The 19,657-nt window shown below is 51.1% G+C and carries 20 protein-coding genes; 14 read left to right on the forward strand and 6 right to left on the reverse strand.

Annotated elements, in window-relative coordinates:
* Positions 1–12: 12 nt before the first annotated feature.
* From ccrud_RS06375 to ccrud_RS06385, 3 genes are all read right to left on the reverse strand, one after another.
* Complete coding sequence (locus tag ccrud_RS06375) at positions 13–1,053, reverse strand: alpha/beta hydrolase (RefSeq protein ID WP_066565369.1); 1,041 nt, start codon at positions 1,051–1,053, stop codon at positions 13–15.
* A 67-nt stretch (positions 1,054–1,120) separates the two neighbouring features.
* Positions 1,121–1,303, reverse strand: a complete 183-nt coding sequence (locus ccrud_RS06380) for a hypothetical protein (protein ID WP_066565370.1) — start codon at positions 1,301–1,303, stop codon at positions 1,121–1,123.
* Positions 1,304–1,380: 77 nt separating this feature from the next.
* Positions 1,381–1,809: an HdeD family acid-resistance protein gene (locus ccrud_RS06385; protein ID WP_074025437.1), complete on the reverse strand. Its 429-nt coding sequence runs from the start codon at positions 1,807–1,809 to the stop codon at positions 1,381–1,383.
* 286 nt (positions 1,810–2,095) lie between these two features.
* On the opposite strand from ccrud_RS06385, the gene ccrud_RS06390 reads away from it, so the two are divergent.
* The 5 genes from ccrud_RS06390 to ccrud_RS06410 all read left to right on the forward strand — a co-directional run bounded on the left by ccrud_RS06390 (position 2,096) and on the right by ccrud_RS06410 (position 7,435).
* The gene (locus ccrud_RS06390; RefSeq protein WP_066565372.1) at positions 2,096–3,148 is read left to right on the forward strand and encodes a GmrSD restriction endonuclease domain-containing protein; all 1,053 of its coding nucleotides are present in this window, start codon (positions 2,096–2,098) and stop codon (positions 3,146–3,148) included.
* Between the two features lie 260 nt (positions 3,149–3,408).
* Entirely contained in the window at positions 3,409–4,833 is a 1,425-nt protein-coding gene (locus ccrud_RS06395) for an amidase (protein WP_066565373.1), read from the forward strand.
* A gap of 37 nt (positions 4,834–4,870) precedes the next feature.
* Positions 4,871–5,575: a helix-turn-helix transcriptional regulator gene (locus ccrud_RS06400; RefSeq protein ID WP_157776013.1), complete on the forward strand. Its 705-nt coding sequence runs from the start codon at positions 4,871–4,873 to the stop codon at positions 5,573–5,575.
* Positions 5,553–6,809, forward strand: a complete 1,257-nt coding sequence (locus tag ccrud_RS06405; RefSeq protein WP_066565375.1) for an MFS transporter — start codon at positions 5,553–5,555, stop codon at positions 6,807–6,809. Before ccrud_RS06400 ends, ccrud_RS06405 begins: the two co-directional genes overlap by 23 nt.
* Before the next feature lie 50 nt (positions 6,810–6,859).
* Positions 6,860–7,435, forward strand: coding sequence for an HD domain-containing protein (locus tag ccrud_RS06410; RefSeq protein WP_066565376.1), 576 nt, complete (start codon positions 6,860–6,862; stop codon positions 7,433–7,435).
* Here ccrud_RS06410 and ccrud_RS06415 read toward each other — a convergent pair.
* Positions 7,418–8,125: an IclR family transcriptional regulator gene (locus tag ccrud_RS06415; protein ID WP_066565377.1), complete on the reverse strand. Its 708-nt coding sequence runs from the start codon at positions 8,123–8,125 to the stop codon at positions 7,418–7,420. The genes ccrud_RS06410 and ccrud_RS06415 overlap by 18 nt on opposite strands.
* A 212-nt stretch (positions 8,126–8,337) precedes the next feature.
* On the opposite strand from ccrud_RS06415, the gene leuC reads away from it, so the two are divergent.
* The 4 genes from leuC to ccrud_RS06435 all read left to right on the forward strand — a co-directional run bounded on the left by leuC (position 8,338) and on the right by ccrud_RS06435 (position 11,578).
* Positions 8,338–9,783 carry a 3-isopropylmalate dehydratase large subunit gene (leuC, locus tag ccrud_RS06420; RefSeq protein ID WP_066565378.1) on the forward strand — a complete coding sequence of 482 codons (1,446 nt, stop codon included), beginning with the start codon at positions 8,338–8,340 and terminating at the stop codon, positions 9,781–9,783.
* A 17-nt stretch (positions 9,784–9,800) separates the two neighbouring features.
* Positions 9,801–10,394 (forward strand): 3-isopropylmalate dehydratase small subunit, encoded by a 594-nt coding sequence (gene leuD, locus ccrud_RS06425; protein ID WP_066565379.1) that lies wholly within the window; start codon positions 9,801–9,803, stop codon positions 10,392–10,394.
* A gap of 184 nt (positions 10,395–10,578) precedes the next feature.
* A complete protein-coding gene (locus ccrud_RS06430) occupies positions 10,579–11,028 on the forward strand; it encodes a helix-turn-helix domain-containing protein (RefSeq protein ID WP_066565380.1) in 450 nt (149 codons plus the stop codon).
* A 112-nt stretch (positions 11,029–11,140) separates the two neighbouring features.
* Positions 11,141–11,578: a PIN domain-containing protein gene (locus ccrud_RS06435; protein WP_245670389.1), complete on the forward strand. Its 438-nt coding sequence runs from the start codon at positions 11,141–11,143 to the stop codon at positions 11,576–11,578.
* Between the two features lie 103 nt (positions 11,579–11,681).
* Here the strand turns inward: ccrud_RS06435 and ccrud_RS06440 are convergent, their stop codons facing one another.
* A complete protein-coding gene (locus tag ccrud_RS06440) occupies positions 11,682–12,692 on the reverse strand; it encodes an NUDIX hydrolase (protein WP_066565381.1) in 1,011 nt (336 codons plus the stop codon).
* 266 nt (positions 12,693–12,958) lie between these two features.
* Between ccrud_RS06440 and ccrud_RS06445 the strand changes: the two genes are divergently transcribed.
* Together ccrud_RS06445 and ccrud_RS06450 are read left to right on the forward strand one after the other, a co-directional pair.
* A complete protein-coding gene (locus ccrud_RS06445) occupies positions 12,959–13,957 on the forward strand; it encodes an NAD(P)H-dependent glycerol-3-phosphate dehydrogenase (RefSeq protein ID WP_066565382.1) in 999 nt (332 codons plus the stop codon).
* A 24-nt stretch (positions 13,958–13,981) separates the two neighbouring features.
* On the forward strand, positions 13,982–15,067 hold the full coding sequence (locus ccrud_RS06450; RefSeq protein WP_066565383.1) for a D-alanine--D-alanine ligase family protein: 1,086 nt from the start codon (positions 13,982–13,984) through the stop codon (positions 15,065–15,067).
* A 62-nt stretch (positions 15,068–15,129) separates the two neighbouring features.
* Here the strand turns inward: ccrud_RS06450 and ccrud_RS06455 are convergent, their stop codons facing one another.
* The gene (locus ccrud_RS06455) at positions 15,130–16,116 is read right to left on the reverse strand and encodes a DUF3515 domain-containing protein (protein WP_066565384.1); all 987 of its coding nucleotides are present in this window, start codon (positions 16,114–16,116) and stop codon (positions 15,130–15,132) included.
* A gap of 66 nt (positions 16,117–16,182) precedes the next feature.
* On the opposite strand from ccrud_RS06455, the gene ccrud_RS06460 reads away from it, so the two are divergent.
* From ccrud_RS06460 to ccrud_RS06470, 3 genes are all read left to right on the forward strand, one after another.
* Positions 16,183–17,172 (forward strand): thiamine-phosphate kinase, encoded by a 990-nt coding sequence (locus tag ccrud_RS06460; protein WP_074025439.1) that lies wholly within the window; start codon positions 16,183–16,185, stop codon positions 17,170–17,172.
* Positions 17,173–17,177: 5 nt separating this feature from the next.
* Entirely contained in the window at positions 17,178–17,996 is an 819-nt protein-coding gene (locus ccrud_RS06465) for a uracil-DNA glycosylase (protein ID WP_066565386.1), read from the forward strand.
* Between the two features lie 62 nt (positions 17,997–18,058).
* On the forward strand, positions 18,059–19,657 hold the full coding sequence (locus ccrud_RS06470) for a DAK2 domain-containing protein (protein ID WP_074025598.1): 1,599 nt from the start codon (positions 18,059–18,061) through the stop codon (positions 19,655–19,657).

A 19,657-nucleotide genomic window follows, 5' to 3' on the forward strand; every position in this document is an offset into this window, starting at 1 on the left:
TAGTTATTGAGCTTAAGCAGTCTGTTTCTTCAAGTAGTCCACTAAGATTTCAAATCCTGCAAGGCCATCTTCATCAAGAACAAACTGATTCTCATGGGGGAGTGCTGGTGTGTGATCCTCTGGATAAAACAGTGTTGTGACGTCTGTGCCCAAGCTTTCTAACTTTTCAGCAAATGGTACTGATTGGACATTGGTCAGAGGATCGCCATTTCCACCACTGATAAAAGTTGTCGGAAAATCACTTGTGACGTGGTGGAAAGCAGATATTTGATGGATTGTCGCGCTATCTCGATTATTACGGGTTCCAGTCAATGACCATACCGCTGTGCGGTTTCCCCAACTGAGGATCTTGGAGAGAGTAGGTTCTGGTTCTGCCAAATGTTCTATTTTATAGATGCCGCAGTACAGGATGAGAGCTGTAATATCTGACTTTTCTAGCTGCGGTTCGATATTCATCTCTTGGGCATAACCAGGATTTGTAGTGATCGCAGCTAGTTGGCTTGTCATCTGAGCACCGGCAGAATCTCCTGCGAGAATGATCTTGGACGTATCGCCCTGATAATCCGCAATTTCATTTTTCACATATCCATATGCATCGTTGAGCTGATGGATTTGTGTTGGGTAGGACTGTTCTGGAGCAAGGCTGTAATTGAGGGACACTACGACAAAGCCTCTGTTAGCCAGTTCCTTGAAATAAGGAGCAGCATCGGTTTTATCGCCAGAGATCCACGCTCCACCATGCATCCAAATGATTACAGGTAGTGATGAATCGGTAGTTTGTGGCTGATAGATATCAAGTTTTTCATCGCTACTTTTGGTGCCGTAGGAAATATCTGAATGAACGATGACATCGTCATTCTTATCGCCGAGTATTTGTTGCATGTCGTCATGCTTATTACGGGCATCGGCATCAAAGAGCGTTTTAATAACTTTCGCGCCGGGAACAGGACTCAAAGCGAATGAGGCGACGGCTATGGCAACAAGCCCAACCAGGACAGAGAGTGTTCTAACTAAAATCTTTTTGGAGTGCCTTTTTCCGGCGGGCTTATCCATAGTTAAAATTGCATCCTTAAGCTAAAAACAGCAGTATTTACTTTTACAAGTAAATACTGCTGCAAAACTATTGTTGCGCTGGTGCCTGGTACTCAGGTGCCTCGGAAGAAATACTGGTGTCATAAGACAGGTAGGCTCCGCCACCAGAAAGCAATCCTAAAACGGCGAGTCCCGCAATGATCGGGACGGTGAGTTTTTCGTTGACCGACGTGATAACTATTTGTATTTGATCATTGATGGTATCTAGCATGTGTGCTCCAATTCAGCTCTATGGTTCTATAGGTCAAATTATAATCCACCTGACCAGGGAAAAATTAGAATGCTGGTTTATTTAGTCAAATCATGAATTTCTCGACGTGCACGAAGGATCCATACGTCACCACCTAGGGTGAAGCCACCGAAAGCAAGGAGAAGAACACCCAGAATTGAGCTCACAGCTAGTGCTGCAGAGCCAGGATTATTGAAGAAGATGCCCGCCACGATGAACAGCACACCACTGATGCCGACCATGATGCGAGTTGATGTTGGAAGCGGTGCACATGCGGGCACAATGCTGGATACGCCACGAACCATCAACCAAATGCTCAAGATTAGTGCAACTGCTGCAGCGCTTTCCATTGTGTGGAAGATGACGAATGATCCCGTGATGATGCCAAGGATGCCCATGAGAAGGAGGTATCCTTTGGATTTTCGGTTTTCAGGTCGGAAAGCGGCGACGAGCTCGAGGGCTCCGTCGATAAGCGCATACCAACCCAAATGAGGACCAGCGTAACTGCAGCGCTGACCGGATAAGCAAACGCGATGATGAGAACGGTGGCTGAGCGTTTTGCAAATTCGAGCGTATGTTTCCTTGGGCTAAGTTATTGAGATTATTTAGAGTGGCCCATATATGCATATATATGTATAAAAAGAGGGGTATGAGGGAACTTTTATTGAAGATCTGAGAGCTCTGTAGATGATCTGCCACCTTGAGGCTAGTGAGAATTTTCCTCATGGGATGATGAGGGGATATCAAAGTGGCGATAAACAGGAGGACATCAAGATGGTTAAGCGTTGGATGACAATATCGGGGATCATTCTGGCAGCGGGACTTGCTGCCACAGGGTGCTCGTCTCCAGAAATAGAAGCAACTAATGACACCACCACAACGGTTACATCATCTTCTCCTGCAGAGACCACCGCGCCGGGTTCATCAGAGCCTTCGACCACTGCAACTTCCCAGACCACCGTGGGCAAGCCTGCCTCCTCTACTAACGTGGACACTGCAGACGCGATGACGGTTTTAGGCTTCCTGGAAGTGAAAGGTAGAGCGCCAAAGACTGGATATGATCGCCTAAACTTTGGGCCTGCCTGGGCTGATACTGATCACAATGGTTGCGATACCCGTAACGACATTCTTGCCAGAGACTTAGAATCGGAAACTTTTCGGCCAGGCACGAACGATTGCGTAGTACTCACGGGAGTATTGCATGAGCCTTACACCGCGACGGTGATTAATTTTGTTCGTGGCCAAGATACCTCTGGGGCCGTGCAAATTGATCACGTGGTAGCTCTATCTGATGCATGGCAAAAGGGCGCTCAACAATTAGATGACGCTGAGCGCCTCGCATTTGCCAACGATCCATTAAATCTGCTGGCAGTTGATGGACCTGCGAATATGCAAAAAAGTGATGGCGATGCCGCAACCTGGCTTCCCGCAAACCGAGCATTCCGTTGTGAATACGTCGCCCGCCAGATTGGCGTGAAAGCTGCGTACGGATTGTGGGTAACTGCTGCAGAAAAAGATGCAATGGTCAGAGTATTAGAAGCGTGTCCTGGCCAGGAAGTTCCTGTTGGTGATGCTGCAGGCACTGAGGGAGTAGACAAAGAGAGCTGGTCACTGGCTCCTGTTCTACCAGCAGCGGTGGAGCCTTCTGCGCCGGTAGTTGTACCTGAGCCTGCTGTGGTTCCTGCACCTGAAGGAGAGGGCTTAGATCCTCGATTTAGCAGCTGTAAGAAAGCAAAAGCAGCTGGTCTAGGGCCATACGTTGCAGGCGTTGATCCCGAGTACCACTGGTACGGCGATGGAGATAATGACGGCATTAACTGTGAGTAGGGTTTTCCGTGGGTGGGATATAAAGGTGCGCGTATCTGATGTGATCATCTCATGAGCAGTTAGAGCGATCTATACATTGAGGTTTATGGTTCAGAGGTTCTTTATATTATTTGTATAGAGCGGTGTTGTGTCCTGGTTTTCAGGAAATGTATTAATCCCGTAGAGGTGCCGACACCATAGGTAGTTATGCCCATGTTGCAAATCTCGGTAGGTAAGTATTGTGATTTACAGCACTTAATTACCGAGTTGAAGGGTGGAACATGATATCTCGAACTGATATTCCTTGGATGCAAGCCACTGAGATTGTAGAACTGACAAGTACCGGTCAGCTAGCAGTCTCGGAAATAGCGGAAGCAATGATTTCCAGAGTTGAATCGGTGAACCCAACAATCAATGCCATTGTTGATTTTGACCCTGATCAGGTTCGTAGGGACGCTGAAGCGCTGGATCAGAAGCTAGCGCGAGGTGAAAATGTAGGCCCCTTATTTGGAGTGCCTTTCACCATTAAAGATCTAACTGCGGTTAAAGATCGAAAATTAACATTTGGTATGGCTCCCATGAAGGATAATGTTGCTGATCATGATGCAGTAATTGTTAAACGACTCCTCGGCGCTGGTGGGCTTTTTCTGGGTAAGACAAATACTCCGGAAAGTGGTTACTACGGAGGCACTGATAATCATCTTTTCGGCCCAACTCATAATCCATGGAAGATTGGATACACCGCCGGCGGTTCTTCCGGAGGTGCGGCTGCAGCTGTGGCAGCAGGATTAGGGCCGATCGCAGAAGGTAGTGACGGCGCGGGGTCAGTTCGAATTCCAAGTGCGATGTGTGGAGTAGTGGGGCTCAAACCATCTACTGGACGTATCCCACAGACTATTCTGCCCGGAAGGTACTTTGAATGGGCTTATCATGGCCCGATTACAAGAAGCGTCACAGACAATGCGCTCATGCTTGATGTGGTTAGTGGTTTTGATAATGCTGATCCTATGAGTTTGCCTGATCCAAGCGTGTCATACGTTGCTGAAGTTTCTAGAGGAGTTTCAGGGTTTAAGATCGCATGGTCTGAAAACCTTGGAGTTGGTGAAGTTGATCCCGAGGTTGCTGACATAGCTAGAAATGCGCTTAATCTGCTGACTCAGGCTGGAGCAACTATTAAGGAAGATCAACCTGATTGGGGATTTCCTGAAGATGCGATGTGGCAGGGTATTTGGGTTCCCGGCTTTGCTTCGGAGTATGACTTGCTTGATTGGGATTCTGAGAGTGGCAACGTTGATGAGAATTTGATTGCGATCATGAAGGAAGCGGAAAACACTACTGCTGTCGATTATGGGCGTGCACAGGAATTTCGAGGAAGAATGTGGGATACGTTCAGTTCATTCATGGAAGATTACGACATTCTTGCATCTCCGACATTGGGCGCAGCAGCTTTCCCGCTTGAACAGTTTGCTCCTAGCTGGCTTGAAGGCAAGCCACTTCGGTCTCAGGTATTGCAATGGCTATTTACCTACCCTTATAACATGATGACCACTCCAGCGATTACAGTGCCAGCAGGCTTTACTTCTGATGGCCGACCAGTTGGTCTTCAGTTGGCTAGTCGTTTACATGATGACGCGGCTGTACTACGGGCTGCATGTGCTGTCGAAAAGCTAAATCCATGGGCTCAGTATCGTCCGGAAATTAGCTAAAACTCGTATAAGGGGAAAATCAAATTGATAGGGTGGTGTGACTCGCAATGAATATTCTGGAGGAGAGATGCAAATTCATTCGGGTCTCACCCCTATTTTTGAGGCGTTTGGGATCATAAAGGTAATTGAAAGATTTACCTCAGCTCATGGAATAGCCCTGTTTAATTACAACTCTCAAATTGAGGAGTATGAACAGATTTTTTCTTCAGGTTATCCTGATGCACTTTTAACCTATTTAGCGCATGATTTTTTTGAAGGCTCTCCAGAAGTCAAAGCGATGGAAAAGGTTCTCAACGCTAATAACTGTTGGGAGGACGTGCCAAGATTTCGGGAAAGTCAGGCAGTTGAAGAATGGTTTCGCCCAGCTGGTATCTCAGAGGGAAGCTCGATGTTTTTTCACGATGAAAGGGGGAAGCTGATTGGCGTTTTACACGTTAGCGTAGGTGCTGACAGATTTCTTCCTTACTGGACACAATTGTTGGAGGCAGCACGTCCAGAATGCGAAAAACTGATTCGTGGGCATCGACAAATGTCTGCTTATGGACTGACGAATAGGGAACGTGAGATTTTGAATCTGGTTTCGCATGGTAAAAAGAATTCATCGATTGCGAGACAATTAGGTTTATCTACTAGCACAGTTAACAACCATGTAGAGAGCTTGTTGCGGAAGCTGGACGCGTCTTCTAGAACAGAAGCTGCAATAAAAGTACAGGCACTTAATCTGGGTAAAGAAAGCCGCTAAATCAGGTTTCTGGGGAGGCCTCGCAGAGTATTACGACTTTGGACTATACGGAACCGCATCTGCGGTTATTTTCCCAACAGTATTTTTCGGTGGGGCAGAAAACGCATACTTAGCTAATATCGCCTCATTGGCATCTTTCGGTGTTGCATATTTGGCTCGCCCGCTTGGCGCTATCGTCCTAGGGCGATTGGGAGATAGCTGGGGTAGAAAGAACACTCTCTTCCTCACTCTAGGATTGATGGGATTTGCGACCCTAGTTATCGGATTCCTACCAAGCTACGCTCAAATTGGACCAGCAGCAGGAATCATTTTGGTCATCATGCGATTGATTCAAGGTTTTTCTGCCGGTGGAGAGCAAGCAGGATCAAATACTTTGACATCAGAATGGGCACCACCTGAAAAACGTGGTTTCTACACAGCCTTCACCATGCACGGATTAGCATTGGGACAGCTGCTCGCTTTGGGTGCATTTATCCCATTCTCAGGCTCAGATTCATTCCTCTTTAGCTGGGGCTGGCGAATCCCATACTTCATTGCGATTCCTGTCATTCTCTATGCCATTTATGTACGCACTAAAGTTACCGAGCCACCGCGCCGGGTTGTGCCAGAAGCTGAACAAACAGCTCATAAAGCTGGACTATCTACATTGTTCCGCTTCCATTGGAAAAATGTGCTGCGCATTATTTTCATGGGACAATTTGCGATTACTGGTGTTCTTCTTACCAACTATTCGCTTAATTACGGTGTGACCGCATGGAATATGGAAAAGAGTCAACTGCTTACGCTTGCAACCGTGAGTATGGTTGTGGGACTTCTAGTACAGCCATTGTGGGCATCGCTATCTGACAAAATTGGTCGCCGACCTGTGTATATCACTTCAATGGTTGGTCTAGTGCTCTTGTTCCCAATTCTCTTTTATTCCCTTACCACTGGAAATGTGTTTTTCATGGCCGTAGTTTATGTGCTGCTTGGCCTGATTTCTACGGGTGGAAATGTCGTTCAAGCACCGATGTACACGGAAATGTTCCCAACGGAAGTGCGCATGACTGGATATGCACTGAGTACGCAGCTCGCAAATATCGTTGTCGGATTTACACCAATGATTGCAGCCATGTTGGTTAAACCAGGTGAGCTGGGATGGGTTCCAGTGTTGGTGTTCACTTCCATCATGATGGGCTTGGGTATTCTTTCCTGCATTAGTAATAAGGAAACTAAAGGCAGTGTGATTGTGTAAGGGGTTAAGAACTAGGTTAGCTCCCAGCGCTTCCCATTAGTGTGGTGCCCATGCTGATCCTGAATAAGCGACTTCGATTCGCAATTAATACCGCAGCCACTGCTCATCGTGATCACTCGCGAAAGGGCAGTGGTATTCCTTATGTGTCTCATCTTTATTCGGTGATGTTTTTGCTCAGTCAGGTCACTGATGATGAGGATGTGCTGATTGCTGGTTTATTGCATGACACCTTGGAAGATGTGCCAGAGCGCTACAGTGCAGCTCAGTTAGAAAAAGATTTTGGGCCGCGGGTGTTGGCTTTGGTGGAGGATCTCACGAAAATTGAGCATCCTAGCTGGCAGGTGCGGGCTGATGCTTATATTGAGCATTTGGAGTTTCATGCATCAAAGGAAGCTGTACTGATTTCTACTGCCGACAAGCTGCACAATCTCATGTCTATCTTGGATGATTTAGATGAGATTGGGGAGTCGTTGTGGGAGCGGTTTAACTCGGGTAAAGAAAATCAGCTGTGGTGGTATACGGAAATTTTGCGGGTTTCCATTAAGAGATTGGGTGAAAACGGGTTGAATGAACAGCTGAGGGGAGGCGTCGAAAAGCTAATCGGCAAGCTAAAGGAGAGCGCCTAGGCGCTCGGCGGCGTCGATAAGTTCGGTGCCCCACATGGCTGCCGGATGTGGCCTGAGGCGTTCTGCCACGCCGGAGATGGAGATCGCCGCGATCATGGAGCCGTTGGAATCGAAGACGGGGGAGCTGAGGCTTGCTAGGCCGAGTTCGCGTTCGCCGACGGATTCCGCCAGGCCGGTGGCGCGGATCTGATCGAGCTCTTCGCGGTCAAAGGCTGCTGCGGAGTCGATGGGGAGGTAGGCGGCGAAAACTCGGGCGGCGGAACCAGCATTGAGTGGCATGCGGGTGCCAACGGGCACGACGTTTTTGAGGCCATATTGTGGCTCTTGGCTGGCTACGCAGGTGCGGGTGGTACCAGTGAGGCGGTAGAGCTGGACGGATTCGCCGGTGCGTTCCATCAGATCGGTCATGATCGGCACGGCGGTATCGATGAGCGTATCTGCGCCGCGTGCACCCAGTGAAGCCAAGCGTGCACCGATGGTCCACCTATTATCGCGCGAACGTGCCAGCATGCCATGGACTTCCAGTGCGGAGGCCAGGCGGTGAGCAGTGGCGCGGGGGAGGTCGGTGGCTGCAGCGAGCTCTGCGAGTGAGCGTGGTTGTTCTGCAATCACGTTGAGGATTAATACCGTGCGGTCCAAAACCTTAATTCCGCTTTCGGTGGTGTCCTCTGCATATTCTTGCTGTCCCATACTTTGAATTTAGCATTTCATACTGTGAGACGTATGTAAGAGTGCTCATGTTGATGGTTTGATGCCTGATGTTTTGAAAAAACTTAAGCGCGGGACGTGACAAAGTGGTTCCACTTTGGGCTATACTGTCTCATGAAACGAAATATTAATCCCACATTGTGAGATTCCCTAGATTTTTAGGGAAGCTAGAAATATTAAGGACGGTGAGTTCCATGACCAGCCCCGTGGAGAACAGCACCTCAACTGAGAAGCTGACCCTGGCAGAGAAAGTGTGGCGCGACCATGTCGTGTCCAAGGGAGAAAACGGCGAACCCGATCTCCTCTACATCGATCTGCAGCTGCTGCATGAAGTAACCTCACCACAGGCCTTCGACGGCCTGCGCATGACTGGCCGCAAACTGCGCCACCCAGAATTGCACCTGGCCACCGAAGATCACAATGTGCCAACCGAAGGCATTAAGACTGGCTCACTGCTGGAAATTAATGATAAAATCTCCCGCCTCCAGGTGTCCACCCTGCGCGATAACTGTGCAGAATTCGGCGTGCGTCTGCACCCAATGGGCGATGTCCGCCAGGGCATCGTGCACACCGTTGGTCCACAGCTGGGTGCAACCCAGCCAGGCATGACCATTGTGTGTGGCGATTCCCATACCTCCACCCATGGTGCGTTCGGTTCGATGGCATTTGGTATCGGTACCTCTGAAGTTGAGCACGTCATGGCTACCCAGACGCTGCCCCTGAAGCCGTTTAAGACCATGGCCATTGAAGTTACCGGCGAACTGCAGCCAGGTGTCTCCTCCAAGGACCTGATTCTGGCGATCATCGCCAAGATTGGCACCGGCGGTGGACAGGGTTATGTGCTGGAATACCGTGGCGAAGCAATCCGCAAGATGTCCATGGATGCCCGCATGACCATGTGCAACATGTCGATTGAAGCAGGCGCTCGCGCCGGCATGATCGCACCTGACCAGACCACCTTTGACTACGTTGAAGGCCGCGAAATGGCACCAGCTGGCGCTGACTGGGATGAAGCAGTTGCCTATTGGAAGACGCTGCCAACCGATGAGGGCGCGATCTTCGACAAGGTTGTCGAGATCGACGGCTCCGCGCTGACTCCATTTATTACCTGGGGTACTAACCCAGGTCAGGGTCTGCCACTGAGCGAATCTGTCCCAAGCCCAGAAGATTTCACCAACGACAATGACAAAGCAGCAGCTGAAAAGGCTCTGGAGTACATGGACCTGGTTCCGGGCACCCCACTGCGTGATATTAAAATCGATACTGTTTTCCTGGGATCATGCACCAACGCCCGCATTGAGGATCTGCAGATCGCTGCCGATATTCTGAAGGGCCAGAAAATTGCCGACGGCATCCGCATGATGGTCGTTCCTTCCTCCACCTGGATCAAGCAAGAAGCCGAAGAGCTGGGTCTGGACAAGATCTTCACCGACGCTGGCGCAGAATGGCGTACCGCTGGCTGCTCCATGTGCCTGGGTATGAACCCAGATCAGCTGAAGCCAGGCGAGCGCTCCGCATCGACTTCCAACCGAAACTTTGAAGGCCGCCAAGGCCCAGGAGGCCGCACCCACCTGGTCTCCCCAGCAGTCGCCGCCGCCACCGCAATCCGTGGCACCCTGTCCTCACCTGCAGATATTTAAAGGAAGGCCATAACACAATGGAAAAATTTACTACCTACACCGGCGTCGGCGTTCCACTGCAACGCTCCAACGTAGACACTGACCAGATCATCCCAGCGGTCTACCTCAAGCGCGTTACCCGCACCGGCTTTGAAGACGGACTGTTTTCCAACTGGCGCAAAAACGATCCAAACTTCGTGCTTAACACTGACACCTACAAGAACGGTTCCGTTCTTATTGCAGGTCCAGATTTCGGTACCGGCTCCTCCCGTGAGCACGCTGTATGGGCACTGATGGACTATGGCTTCCGCGCTGTATTCTCCTCCCGCTTCGCCGATATCTTCCGCGGCAATTCAGGCAAAGCAGGCATGCTCACCGGTATCATGGAACAGTCTGACATCGAACTTCTGTGGAAGCTCATGGAACAGACCCCAGGCCTAGAACTCACCGTTAACCTGGAAAACCAGCAGGTTATCGCAGGCGAAGTAGTCATCAGCTTTGAAGTTGATCCCTACATTCGCTGGCGTCTGCTTGAAGGCCTTGATGATGCAGGCCTGACCTTGCGCAAGCTTGATGAGATTGAGGCTTTTGAGGCTAAGCGTCCTGCGTTTAAGCCAAGCACCAACGCTTAAAGTTTTTTCACGCATTGATAAAAAACACCCCGCGAGAGTTTTCGCGGGGTGTTTTTGGCTTGTTGGGTCCATCGTAAGTTTCGGGGGTCGTGGAAACGCCTGATCTGATTTATGGTTTGTTAGCTTATGAAATTCAGCCACTATAATTGTTTCGTTTATTTCGTTTGTTCGGTAATGTGGGGATATGACATATCTACAAGACAACGAAATCGCTAATACTGCAGCCACAGCCCGCGAGGCTTTGCAGAAAATTAACCGTGTGCTTGGTAGTACCGCCAGCCATGAGGATGTCCATGTCATAGTGGAACAGTCTGATGAGGTTATCCGCTTACCCCGGGAAGTAGCCACCGTGCTGCGGGAGATCCTGGTTAATTCAGCGGCTGGAAGGTCGGTGGGAGTTATTCCTATGCGGGCAGAACTGACCACTCAGCAAGCTGCGCACCTGCTCAATGTTTCTCGTCCACATGTTGTTAAATTGATGGATGAGGGTATCTTGCCTGGTCATAAGGTTGGTACTCATCGACGGATATATGCTGCTGATGTGCAGGCATACAAGCATCAACAAGATATTGATGCACGTGCTGCTGCTGATGAACTTACTGCTCTTACTGAAAACATGGGGCTTTACGAGTGAGTGGCTTTACCGTTATTTATGACGCCAATGTGCTTTACCCCAATATGCTGCGTGACATTCTTATTCGTCTGGCTGGCACAGGTATTTCCAAGCACGGTGGACTGATGCCATCTTGGATGAGGTCTTTCGTAATCTCCAAGCCAATAGACCAGACCTGGATCCACATAAATTACGTCGAACTCGGGAGTTAATGTGCCGAGCTGTGGATGATTGCCTTGTGACAGGATATGAAGAGTTAATTGATTCATTGTCCCTGCCGGATCCGGATGACCGGCATGTTCTTGCCGCAGCAATCAGATGTGGTGCTCAAGTAATCGTTACTGAGAACCATCGGGATTTTCCTCAGGACATCATGGGCAGATATGGCATTGAGATACAAAGCGCTGATGAATTTTTATGTGATCAGATTGATCTGTTTGGTATTCGTGTCCACCAAGCGGTCACTTATGCGGCAGCAGCTTTCAAAAATCCACCCAGAACTATCGATGATGTGCTTGATGCATTAGCTAAGTCGGGAGCTCCTTCTGCTGCAGACTTGCTTCGACGATAGAGAATTTTCCCGCAGTTGCCCATTTTAGAATTCCAACGCCTTAACGTGAAGCCTTAAACCAGCATTAAGACGCCAGCGCCAAAATTCTAAAGTCAGGGGAAAACTACTTAACCGGCAGGGAGCTCGCGAGGTAATCGGCGCCGGTGAGGATCCCGTCATGGAAGCTTAAGACCCACACGCTGCCTTTTTTAGCTTTGATTTTTTCATCGATGGGCAAGGTGCCGCTGTCGGAGAGCCATTTGATCATTTCCGGCACGATGGTGCCTTGTCCGACGATCATGGGCACGCCGCCTTGTCTGACCACATCGGTGAAGCGTTTCTTGCAGGCTTCTGGGTCGGTTTCCCAGGAATCATCGCCGAAGAGGCGATTTACGGACACATCGAGGCCCAGCTCGTCGGCAAGGGGAAGCGCGGTTGTCTGGCAGCGGTCGGGGACCGCCGAGTAAATTGAGGTTGGCTTGAAGGGCAACAACATGGGCACCAGCATTTCTGCTTGTCGACGTCCCTTTTTATCCAGTGGACGTTTATTGTCATCCCCAGCCCAGGTCTGGCGACCATGTGCATGTGCATGGCGAACATAAAGGACTCGGGTGGTGGTGGCAGTGCGGAAACGCTTGGCTGCTTTGGCTAATACTTCTGTATCTACCTGATAGCTCAAGAGTTCGCTGGCTTCATCGACGGGCAGCCAACGGATCTCATCTACTTCATCATTGGGAACAAATTCGCCACCGAGTAGTTGCGCAGTCCAGTAATAAACTACTTTGGTGCGGCCTTGAACTGGGTAGGTGACCTTGCCGATCAGCTTTCCAAGACGGATGTCGTAGCCGGTTTCTTCTAAAATTTCGCGTGCTGCGGTGGTTGGAATGGATTCTCCGGGATCGACTTTGCCCTTGGCCAGTGACCAATCGTCATAGTGTGGTCGGTGGATAACAGCGACTTCGATGTTGTCTGGATCGTCGATATCACCGCGCCACAGCACAGCGCCGGCAGCAAGGGTAGGGCGAGTAAATTCCTCCGTTGGGCGGGCCGGAATTTGCTGTAAACGACCATTGATCAGCATGGCTGAATCTTGGTCTTTGTCCACCTCATGGGCCTTATTGTTCTTGTTTGCCATTGGGTGCGCTTCACCTTTCGCATTGTGGTGCACACAAACCTTGGTAGAAACCTAAGAGAAAAACGCGCACATAAGTGAATGAAAAACTACTTCCTCCCATTGTCCACCAGTGGCCCCTGCAATGCAGTGTTTGGGGTCGGCGTGTGGCGTTTTTCTTAAGGCTAATTGAAAGAACTTCAAGCGCTATGGCAGGTTTGCATGCGGTTGCTGTTAATCATGGGCTAACCTGAGACGGTTAAATATTGCTGTGGAAAGGTAGGTTGCGCGTGGTTTCTGTAAGCGTGATGGGTGCAGGTTCTTGGGGAACCACGTTGGCCAAGGTCTTCGCTGATGCTGGAAACACCGTGACGTTGTGGGCTAGGCGGGAAGAATTGGCTCAGACCATCCGTGAAAGCCACGAAAACGAAGGCTATCTACCAGGCATTGTTTTGCCAGAGGCACTGATTGTGACATCTTCTGCAGAAGAAGCTCTGGAAAACGCTGCGATTGTGGTGTTGGCTATCCCGTCACAAGCATTGCGTGGCAACTTGGCGGAGTGGAAGGATTCCATTCCCTATGATGCCACCTTGGTGTCTTTGGCAAAGGGTATTGAAAAGGGCACTCATCTGCGCATGAGCGAGGTTATCGCGGAGGTTACCGAGGCAGATCCATCTCGTATCGCTGTGTTGTCTGGGCCCAACCTGGCTCGTGAGATTGCAGAAGGTCAGCCAGCGGCAACAGTTATTGCATGTTCAGATGAAAATCGCGCGAAGCTGGTTCAGGCTGCAGTGGCTGCGCCGTATTTCCGCCCGTATACCAATACTGATGTGGTGGGCACTGAACTTGGCGGTGCGTGTAAAAATGTTATCGCGTTGGCCTGTGGTATTTCTCATGGTTTCGGTCTGGGTGAGAATACTAATGCGTCGGTGATTACTCGTGGTCTTGCAGAGATTGCTCGTCTGGGTGAAGCGATGGGTGCTGATTCCCGCACCTTCGCAGGTCTAGCCGGCATGGGTGACCTGGTGGCTACATGTTCTTCTCCACTATCACGCAACCGGAGTTTTGGTGTGAGTCTTGGCCAGGGTGGATCACTTGCTAAAGCGCGTGAGGCTACGAATGGTCAGGTAGCTGAGGGTGTTATTTCTTCCCAATCTATTTTTGATCTGGCCACCAAGCTGGGTGTAGAGATGCCAATTACCCAAGCTGTTTATGGTGTCTGCCATCAGGATATGAAAGTTACGGACATGATTGTTGCTCTCATGGGCAGGTCGAAGAAGGCTGAGTAGTTTTAGGTTGTAAGCTTCTTTCCTGTGAGCAACTCTAATTCCGGAAAAGTCCGCGTAGCAGTAGTCTATGGTGGTCGCAGTTCTGAGCATTCTGTCTCCTGCGTATCCGCCGGTGCCATCATGGCGCATTTAGATCCTGAGAAATACGATGTGATCCCCGTCGGCATTACTGTCGATGGCGCGTGGGTTGTCGGTGAATCTGATCCAGAAAAACTCACTCTGATTGATCGTATGATGCCTGAGGTCGAACACCGCGAGGAGGTTCGTCCAAGCCTGGATCCTGCACACCGCGGAGAATTCCACTTTTCCGATGGCAGCTTGTATGCCACCGCCGATGTGATTTTCCCAGCACTGCATGGTCGTTTTGGCGAAGATGGCACTGTGCAGGGCTTGTTTGCACTGTCAGATATCCCAGTTGTGGGACCTGGCGTGTTGGCTTCTGCTGCAGGCATGGATAAGGAATACACCAAGAAGCTCATGGCAGCGGAAGGTCTTCCAATCGGCCGCGAAGTAATTTTGCGTGATCGTGCAGAACTGACCGATGTGGAAAAGAACATGCTGGGTCTTCCAGTGTTCGTTAAGCCTGCACGTGGTGGTTCTTCCATCGGTATTTCTCGTGTTACTACCTGGGCAAATTTCCCTCAGGCTGTTGAGCTTGCTCGTGAACATGATGAGAAGGTCATCGTGGAATCTGAGATCGTGGGCGCTGAGGTGGAATGTGGCGTGCTGCAGTACCCAGATGGCCGCATCATCGCATCCGTTCCAGCTCTGCTCTCTGGTACAGAATCAGGCGCTGGTGGATTCTATGACTTTGACACCAAGTACCTAGACAACGTTGTCACTGCAGAGATCCCTGCTCCACTTGATGAAAAGACCACTGAGTTGATTCAGTCGCTCGCTGTGGAATCTTTCCAGGCGTTGGCATGTGAAGGCCTTGCTCGTGTGGATTTCTTTGTTACCGCCAATGGCCCCGTGCTTAATGAAATCAACACCATGCCAGGATTTACCCCAATTTCCATGTACCCACAGATGTTTGCTGCCTCTGGTGTCTCTTATGAGGAATTGCTTGATGTGCTGGTACAGCAAGCAGTACACCGTGGCACCGTCTAAGAACAGCGCATAAAAATATCGCCCCCACCGCACAAAGAGCGGGAGGGCGATATTTTTATGCCTTATTCAGCTGGAATAGCATCTTCAATGAACCCAGAAATGGTGATCAAAGAAGAAGCTGCAGCCTGTGGCAGATCTACTGCAGTATCAGTTTCTCGACCCAAGGCGTACCAGGTGGATGATGTCGTGCCAGAGGCAAGCAAAGTGTCCTCAAACCACGGGATGCCATCAATTTGCTGGAGCATGGCACCAGCCGCATAGTTTTCAGAAGGGGCAACGCCACAACGAATCACAATCGGCTCCAAGCCCGGCGCGTCCCAGGCGAAGGCATCGGCAGTATATCCAGCGGACTTCATACGGGCATCATCGATGCGGTTGTATGTTGTGCCATCTTCGCCGCCGACCTTGAGTTGCTGAGGGAGGGCGTCGAAAAGCGTTGTGCATGATTGAGGGCTGCTTGCTGAAGCAAGCGTGACAAGGGGGGCGTCGAAAGGCGTGCCTTCGCGCTGCTCTAGTTGCGCTACTGCCGTGCTGAATGGGGCAACTGGGTTGTCAGCGTTTCCGGTGCTGGTGTCATCGGCGGTGATCGCGACGACAGGGAAGCGGTTGACGGAATACCAGGTCTGGAGGGAGGAACCTGGGGTCATATCGGAAATCGGCAGCCAGGTGGTGCCCTCTACCTCAACGGTGTTGGCCAGTGCGGAGTATTGGAAAGGCATATCCACACCGCAGCGCAGCGTGACGCGTTCTAATTCAGTGGTGGACCAGGCTGCCGCGCCGGGAGGAACTGGATCCATGATGGCTGCGCGGGTGTGCCCGAAAGCTTCGTTGGGTAGTGCTTCTACCAAGGCTGCGCATTCTGCGGAGTCTGCTTCGGCTGCGGGGAGTGCACTCATTGCGATTTGTTGCTGGCCGGCGGGGCCTAAGAGGACGCGGGCGCCGACAAGCACCGCCAGCACCAAAACAATAGACAAAATTAGGGCAATAATCATGGGGGTTTTGTTGATTTCCCCGGTGGCTGGTTGACCAGCGCTGTTCACGGCACTCATGTGTCCTGAGCCTACCTGTGGGGCGATAGACTAGAAAAATACTGACCAAAACCCAAGGAGTTGACATTGGTGTATTCACTGACGTTCCCCGATTCGCTAAGTGACGGACCCACCGTTGGAGATCTTGGGGAGTTTGAAGTGATTCGGGTGATCACAGAGCAAGCTGGATCTGCACTCAACGGTGATGATGCGGCGGTGTTGCGGCATGCATCGCCTAATTCTCGGGCGGTGGTGACCACGGATATGTTGGTTGCGGGTCGGCATTTCCAATTGGATTGGTCTACGCCTGAGCAGATTGGGCAAAAGGCTATTGTGCAAAACTTTGCCGATATTGAGGCCATGGGTGCGCGTCCGGTAGCGGTGTTATTGGCTATTTCTGCGCCGTCTTATACTCCGGTGGAGTTTGTGCGCGGGTTGGCTAGGGGTATGAATCAACGCTTGGAGGAATACTCCGCTGAGCTCGTTGGTGGCGATATCACTGGTGGGGATTCCCTCGTGGTGTCTGTGACTGCGATTGGGCAATTAGGCGGTTCGCTTCCAGAACTGACATTGGGGCGTGCACGTCCTGGCCAAAGCGTAGTGGCCCATGGCCGGATTGGTTATTCCGCAGCCGGTCTTGCCTTGTTGCAACATTTTGGCCCCGATAAGGTGCCAGCGCATCTTCGCCCTCTCGTTGATGCCCATTGCGCTCCTGTGCTTAGTCCAGGCCGCGGCATGGTTGCGCGCGCTACGGGCGCAACTGCCATGACAGATAACTCTGATGGATTGATCGTGGATCTTTCACAAATGGCTAAAAAATCTGGTGTGCGCATCGATGTGGATTCCTCCAGCATTGGCCCTGATGAACTACTCAGCGAAGCAGCCTCCGTATTGGGCACTGATGCATGGCGGTGGATCTTAAGCGGTGGGGAAGACCACACCCTATTATCCACCACCTTTGGTGATGCTCCCTCCGGCTTTAGGACGATTGGCAAAGTCACCAAATCTCGCCTTGATGATCTTGTCACCGTGGATAAGAAAACACCTGCCTACTCTGATGGTTGGAGGAGTTTTTAAACACCATGACCACTGAAACCCTGTGGAGCTCCATCGATGAGCTACCCATCCACGATTCCTGGAAGCCCGTTTTAAAACCAGTAGAAGACACCATCATTGGCATCGGCGCCTACCTGGTTCAAGAAGTCCAAGAAGGCCGAGGATTTCTTCCAGCCCAAGAAGATATCTTCAAAGCCTTTAGCTATCCTTTTGAATCAGTAAAAGTGCTGATCATGGGACAAGATCCCTATCCCACCCCAGGCCATGCCATGGGCTTGAGCTTTTCCACCCAACCAGGGGTTCGGCCACTGCCACGCAGCTTGAACAATATCTTCAAAGAGCTAAGCAGCGACATTGGCAGCGCAGTATCCGAGGCCGCATCCGCTGACACATCCTCCAACGCAGACAATGCAGCTAGAGAAAACCAGCAAGGCACCTTAGACCTCGGCCTCACAGCCATCCCAGTTACCTCGGAGGCTACTCCCGCACAACAGCTGCCTGTGGACGGCGACCTGAGAGCCTGGAGTAACCAAGGTGTCGCACTATTTAACCGCGTCCTTACGGTTTCTCCTGGACAAGCAGGAAGCCATAAAGGCAAAGGCTGGGAAATCGTGACAGAACAAGCCATCACCGCCCTAGCCCAAAGACCACAGCCACTGGTCGCCATCCTGTGGGGTAAACAAGCCCAAGAAGTACAGAAATTCTTAGGCGATACTCCCACTATTTGCTCGGTACACCCCTCGCCACTATCGGCATCACGCGGTTTTTTCGGCTCGAAGCCATTTAGTCAAGCGAACGAAATTTTAGACAACCTCGGTACCACCAAGATCAACTGGCAACTGTAAGGTATGTGATTATGTCCAGTTCCGAAAGCTCGCAACCTGAACACCGTGTCCTACCACTTGAAATGGACGGCACCGGAGTTCTTGAATGGGCTCGAACTGCCGTAGAGCAGCTTTCGGAACGCCGCGCAGAAATCAATGCACTCAATGTTTTTCCCGTTCCGGATGCAGATACCGGTTCGAATATGGCATACACCATGACTGCTGCGTTAGATGAAGCAGTAAAGCTGGAGGATACGGATAACGTAGCCCGCATTACTGAAGCACTGGCTGTAGGTTCTGTCCGAGGCGCCCGGGGTAACTCTGGCGTTGTCCTGAGCCAAGTACTGCGCGCCATTGCTCAAGCCGCAGCAGACGGGGTTATTGATGGGCGCACCATCCAACAAGCCCTGGCTATTGCACGCTCACTTGTCGATCGCGCCATCACAGATCCAGTTGAAGGCACCGTCGTTACGGTGCTGCGCTCTGCAGCCATCGAAGCAGAACACCTCGTAGATGCTGGCACCACCGAACTCCCAGATGTGGTTAACGCCGCCGTGACTGCAGCGCGCACAGCACTTGCCAGAACACCATCCCAACTCGCAGTGCTCCGCGAAGCAGGTGTCGTAGATGCCGGAGGCCAAGGCCTCGTTATCCTCCTCGAAGCATTAGCTGCACAAATCATGGGAACACATTCTGCCACCAGCCCACACAACCCTGGCGAACTCGACGAAGAACCCACATTCCACGGCAAAGTCGGCGACCTAGAAGTGATGTTCTACATCGAATGCATCTCAGGCGAGATCCTTGACACCCTCCACAAAGAACTCGAACCACTGGGCGATAGCCTCCTCATTGCCCGCGAGACAGACTCCCGCGCCACCATCCACATCCACTCGCGCCGGGCGGGTGAAGTAATCCAGCATGCAATCAGCGCAGGCCACATTAGCGATCTCCGTATAGAAATCCTCCCAGAACCTGCAGGCAGATTCGCTGAAGAACCGCGCCGGGTTCTCATGGCGGTAGCTCCTGATGGATTAGTAGCAGAACTCTACCGCAGCGCCGGTGTGAAAGTTGTGGCCCGCAATGTGGCTCAACTGTTGGCGGAGGATCCCTCCGATGACATTGTGGCCAAGATTGTCTCCATCGCGCGCAAATCTGATGCTGATGAAATTATCTTGCTGCCCAATGGATTACTAAACAAGCGTGAGTTGGTCTCTATTGAGCGCTCTAGCCATGCCTTTGAGCAAAGTGTGGTCATTTTGCCTACCTCCACGCTAGTGGCCGGTATTGCAGCAGTTGCAGTGCATGATCCCGCGCAGCCGGTGGCCGTGGATTCCTATGCCATGTCAGAAGCAGCAGGTGCCATGCGCACGGCCATGATCCGAAGCGCAACCAGTGCTGCGCTCACCCAAGCAGGCGCGTGCTCCAAGGGTGATCTGCTGAGCTTTATCGGACAGGAGATAGTCCTGGTTGCAGAAGAACTCAACGATGCGCTTTCGCGCACCACATACAAGCTTCTCGATGGCTCCAGCGAGCAAATTACTCTCCTCATTGCTCAAGACCGCCGCTTTGATTTTGATGAAGACCTTTTCCGCCGTGGCCTGGGCACTCATACCGATGTAGAGATCACCGTCTATCCTGCAACTGGAATGGAGAATCTGGTCGAGATCGGGGTGGAGTAA

The sequence above is a fragment of the Corynebacterium crudilactis genome (assembly GCF_001643015.1).
In the GTDB taxonomy this organism is placed as follows: Bacteria; Actinomycetota; Actinomycetes; order Mycobacteriales; family Mycobacteriaceae; genus Corynebacterium; species Corynebacterium crudilactis.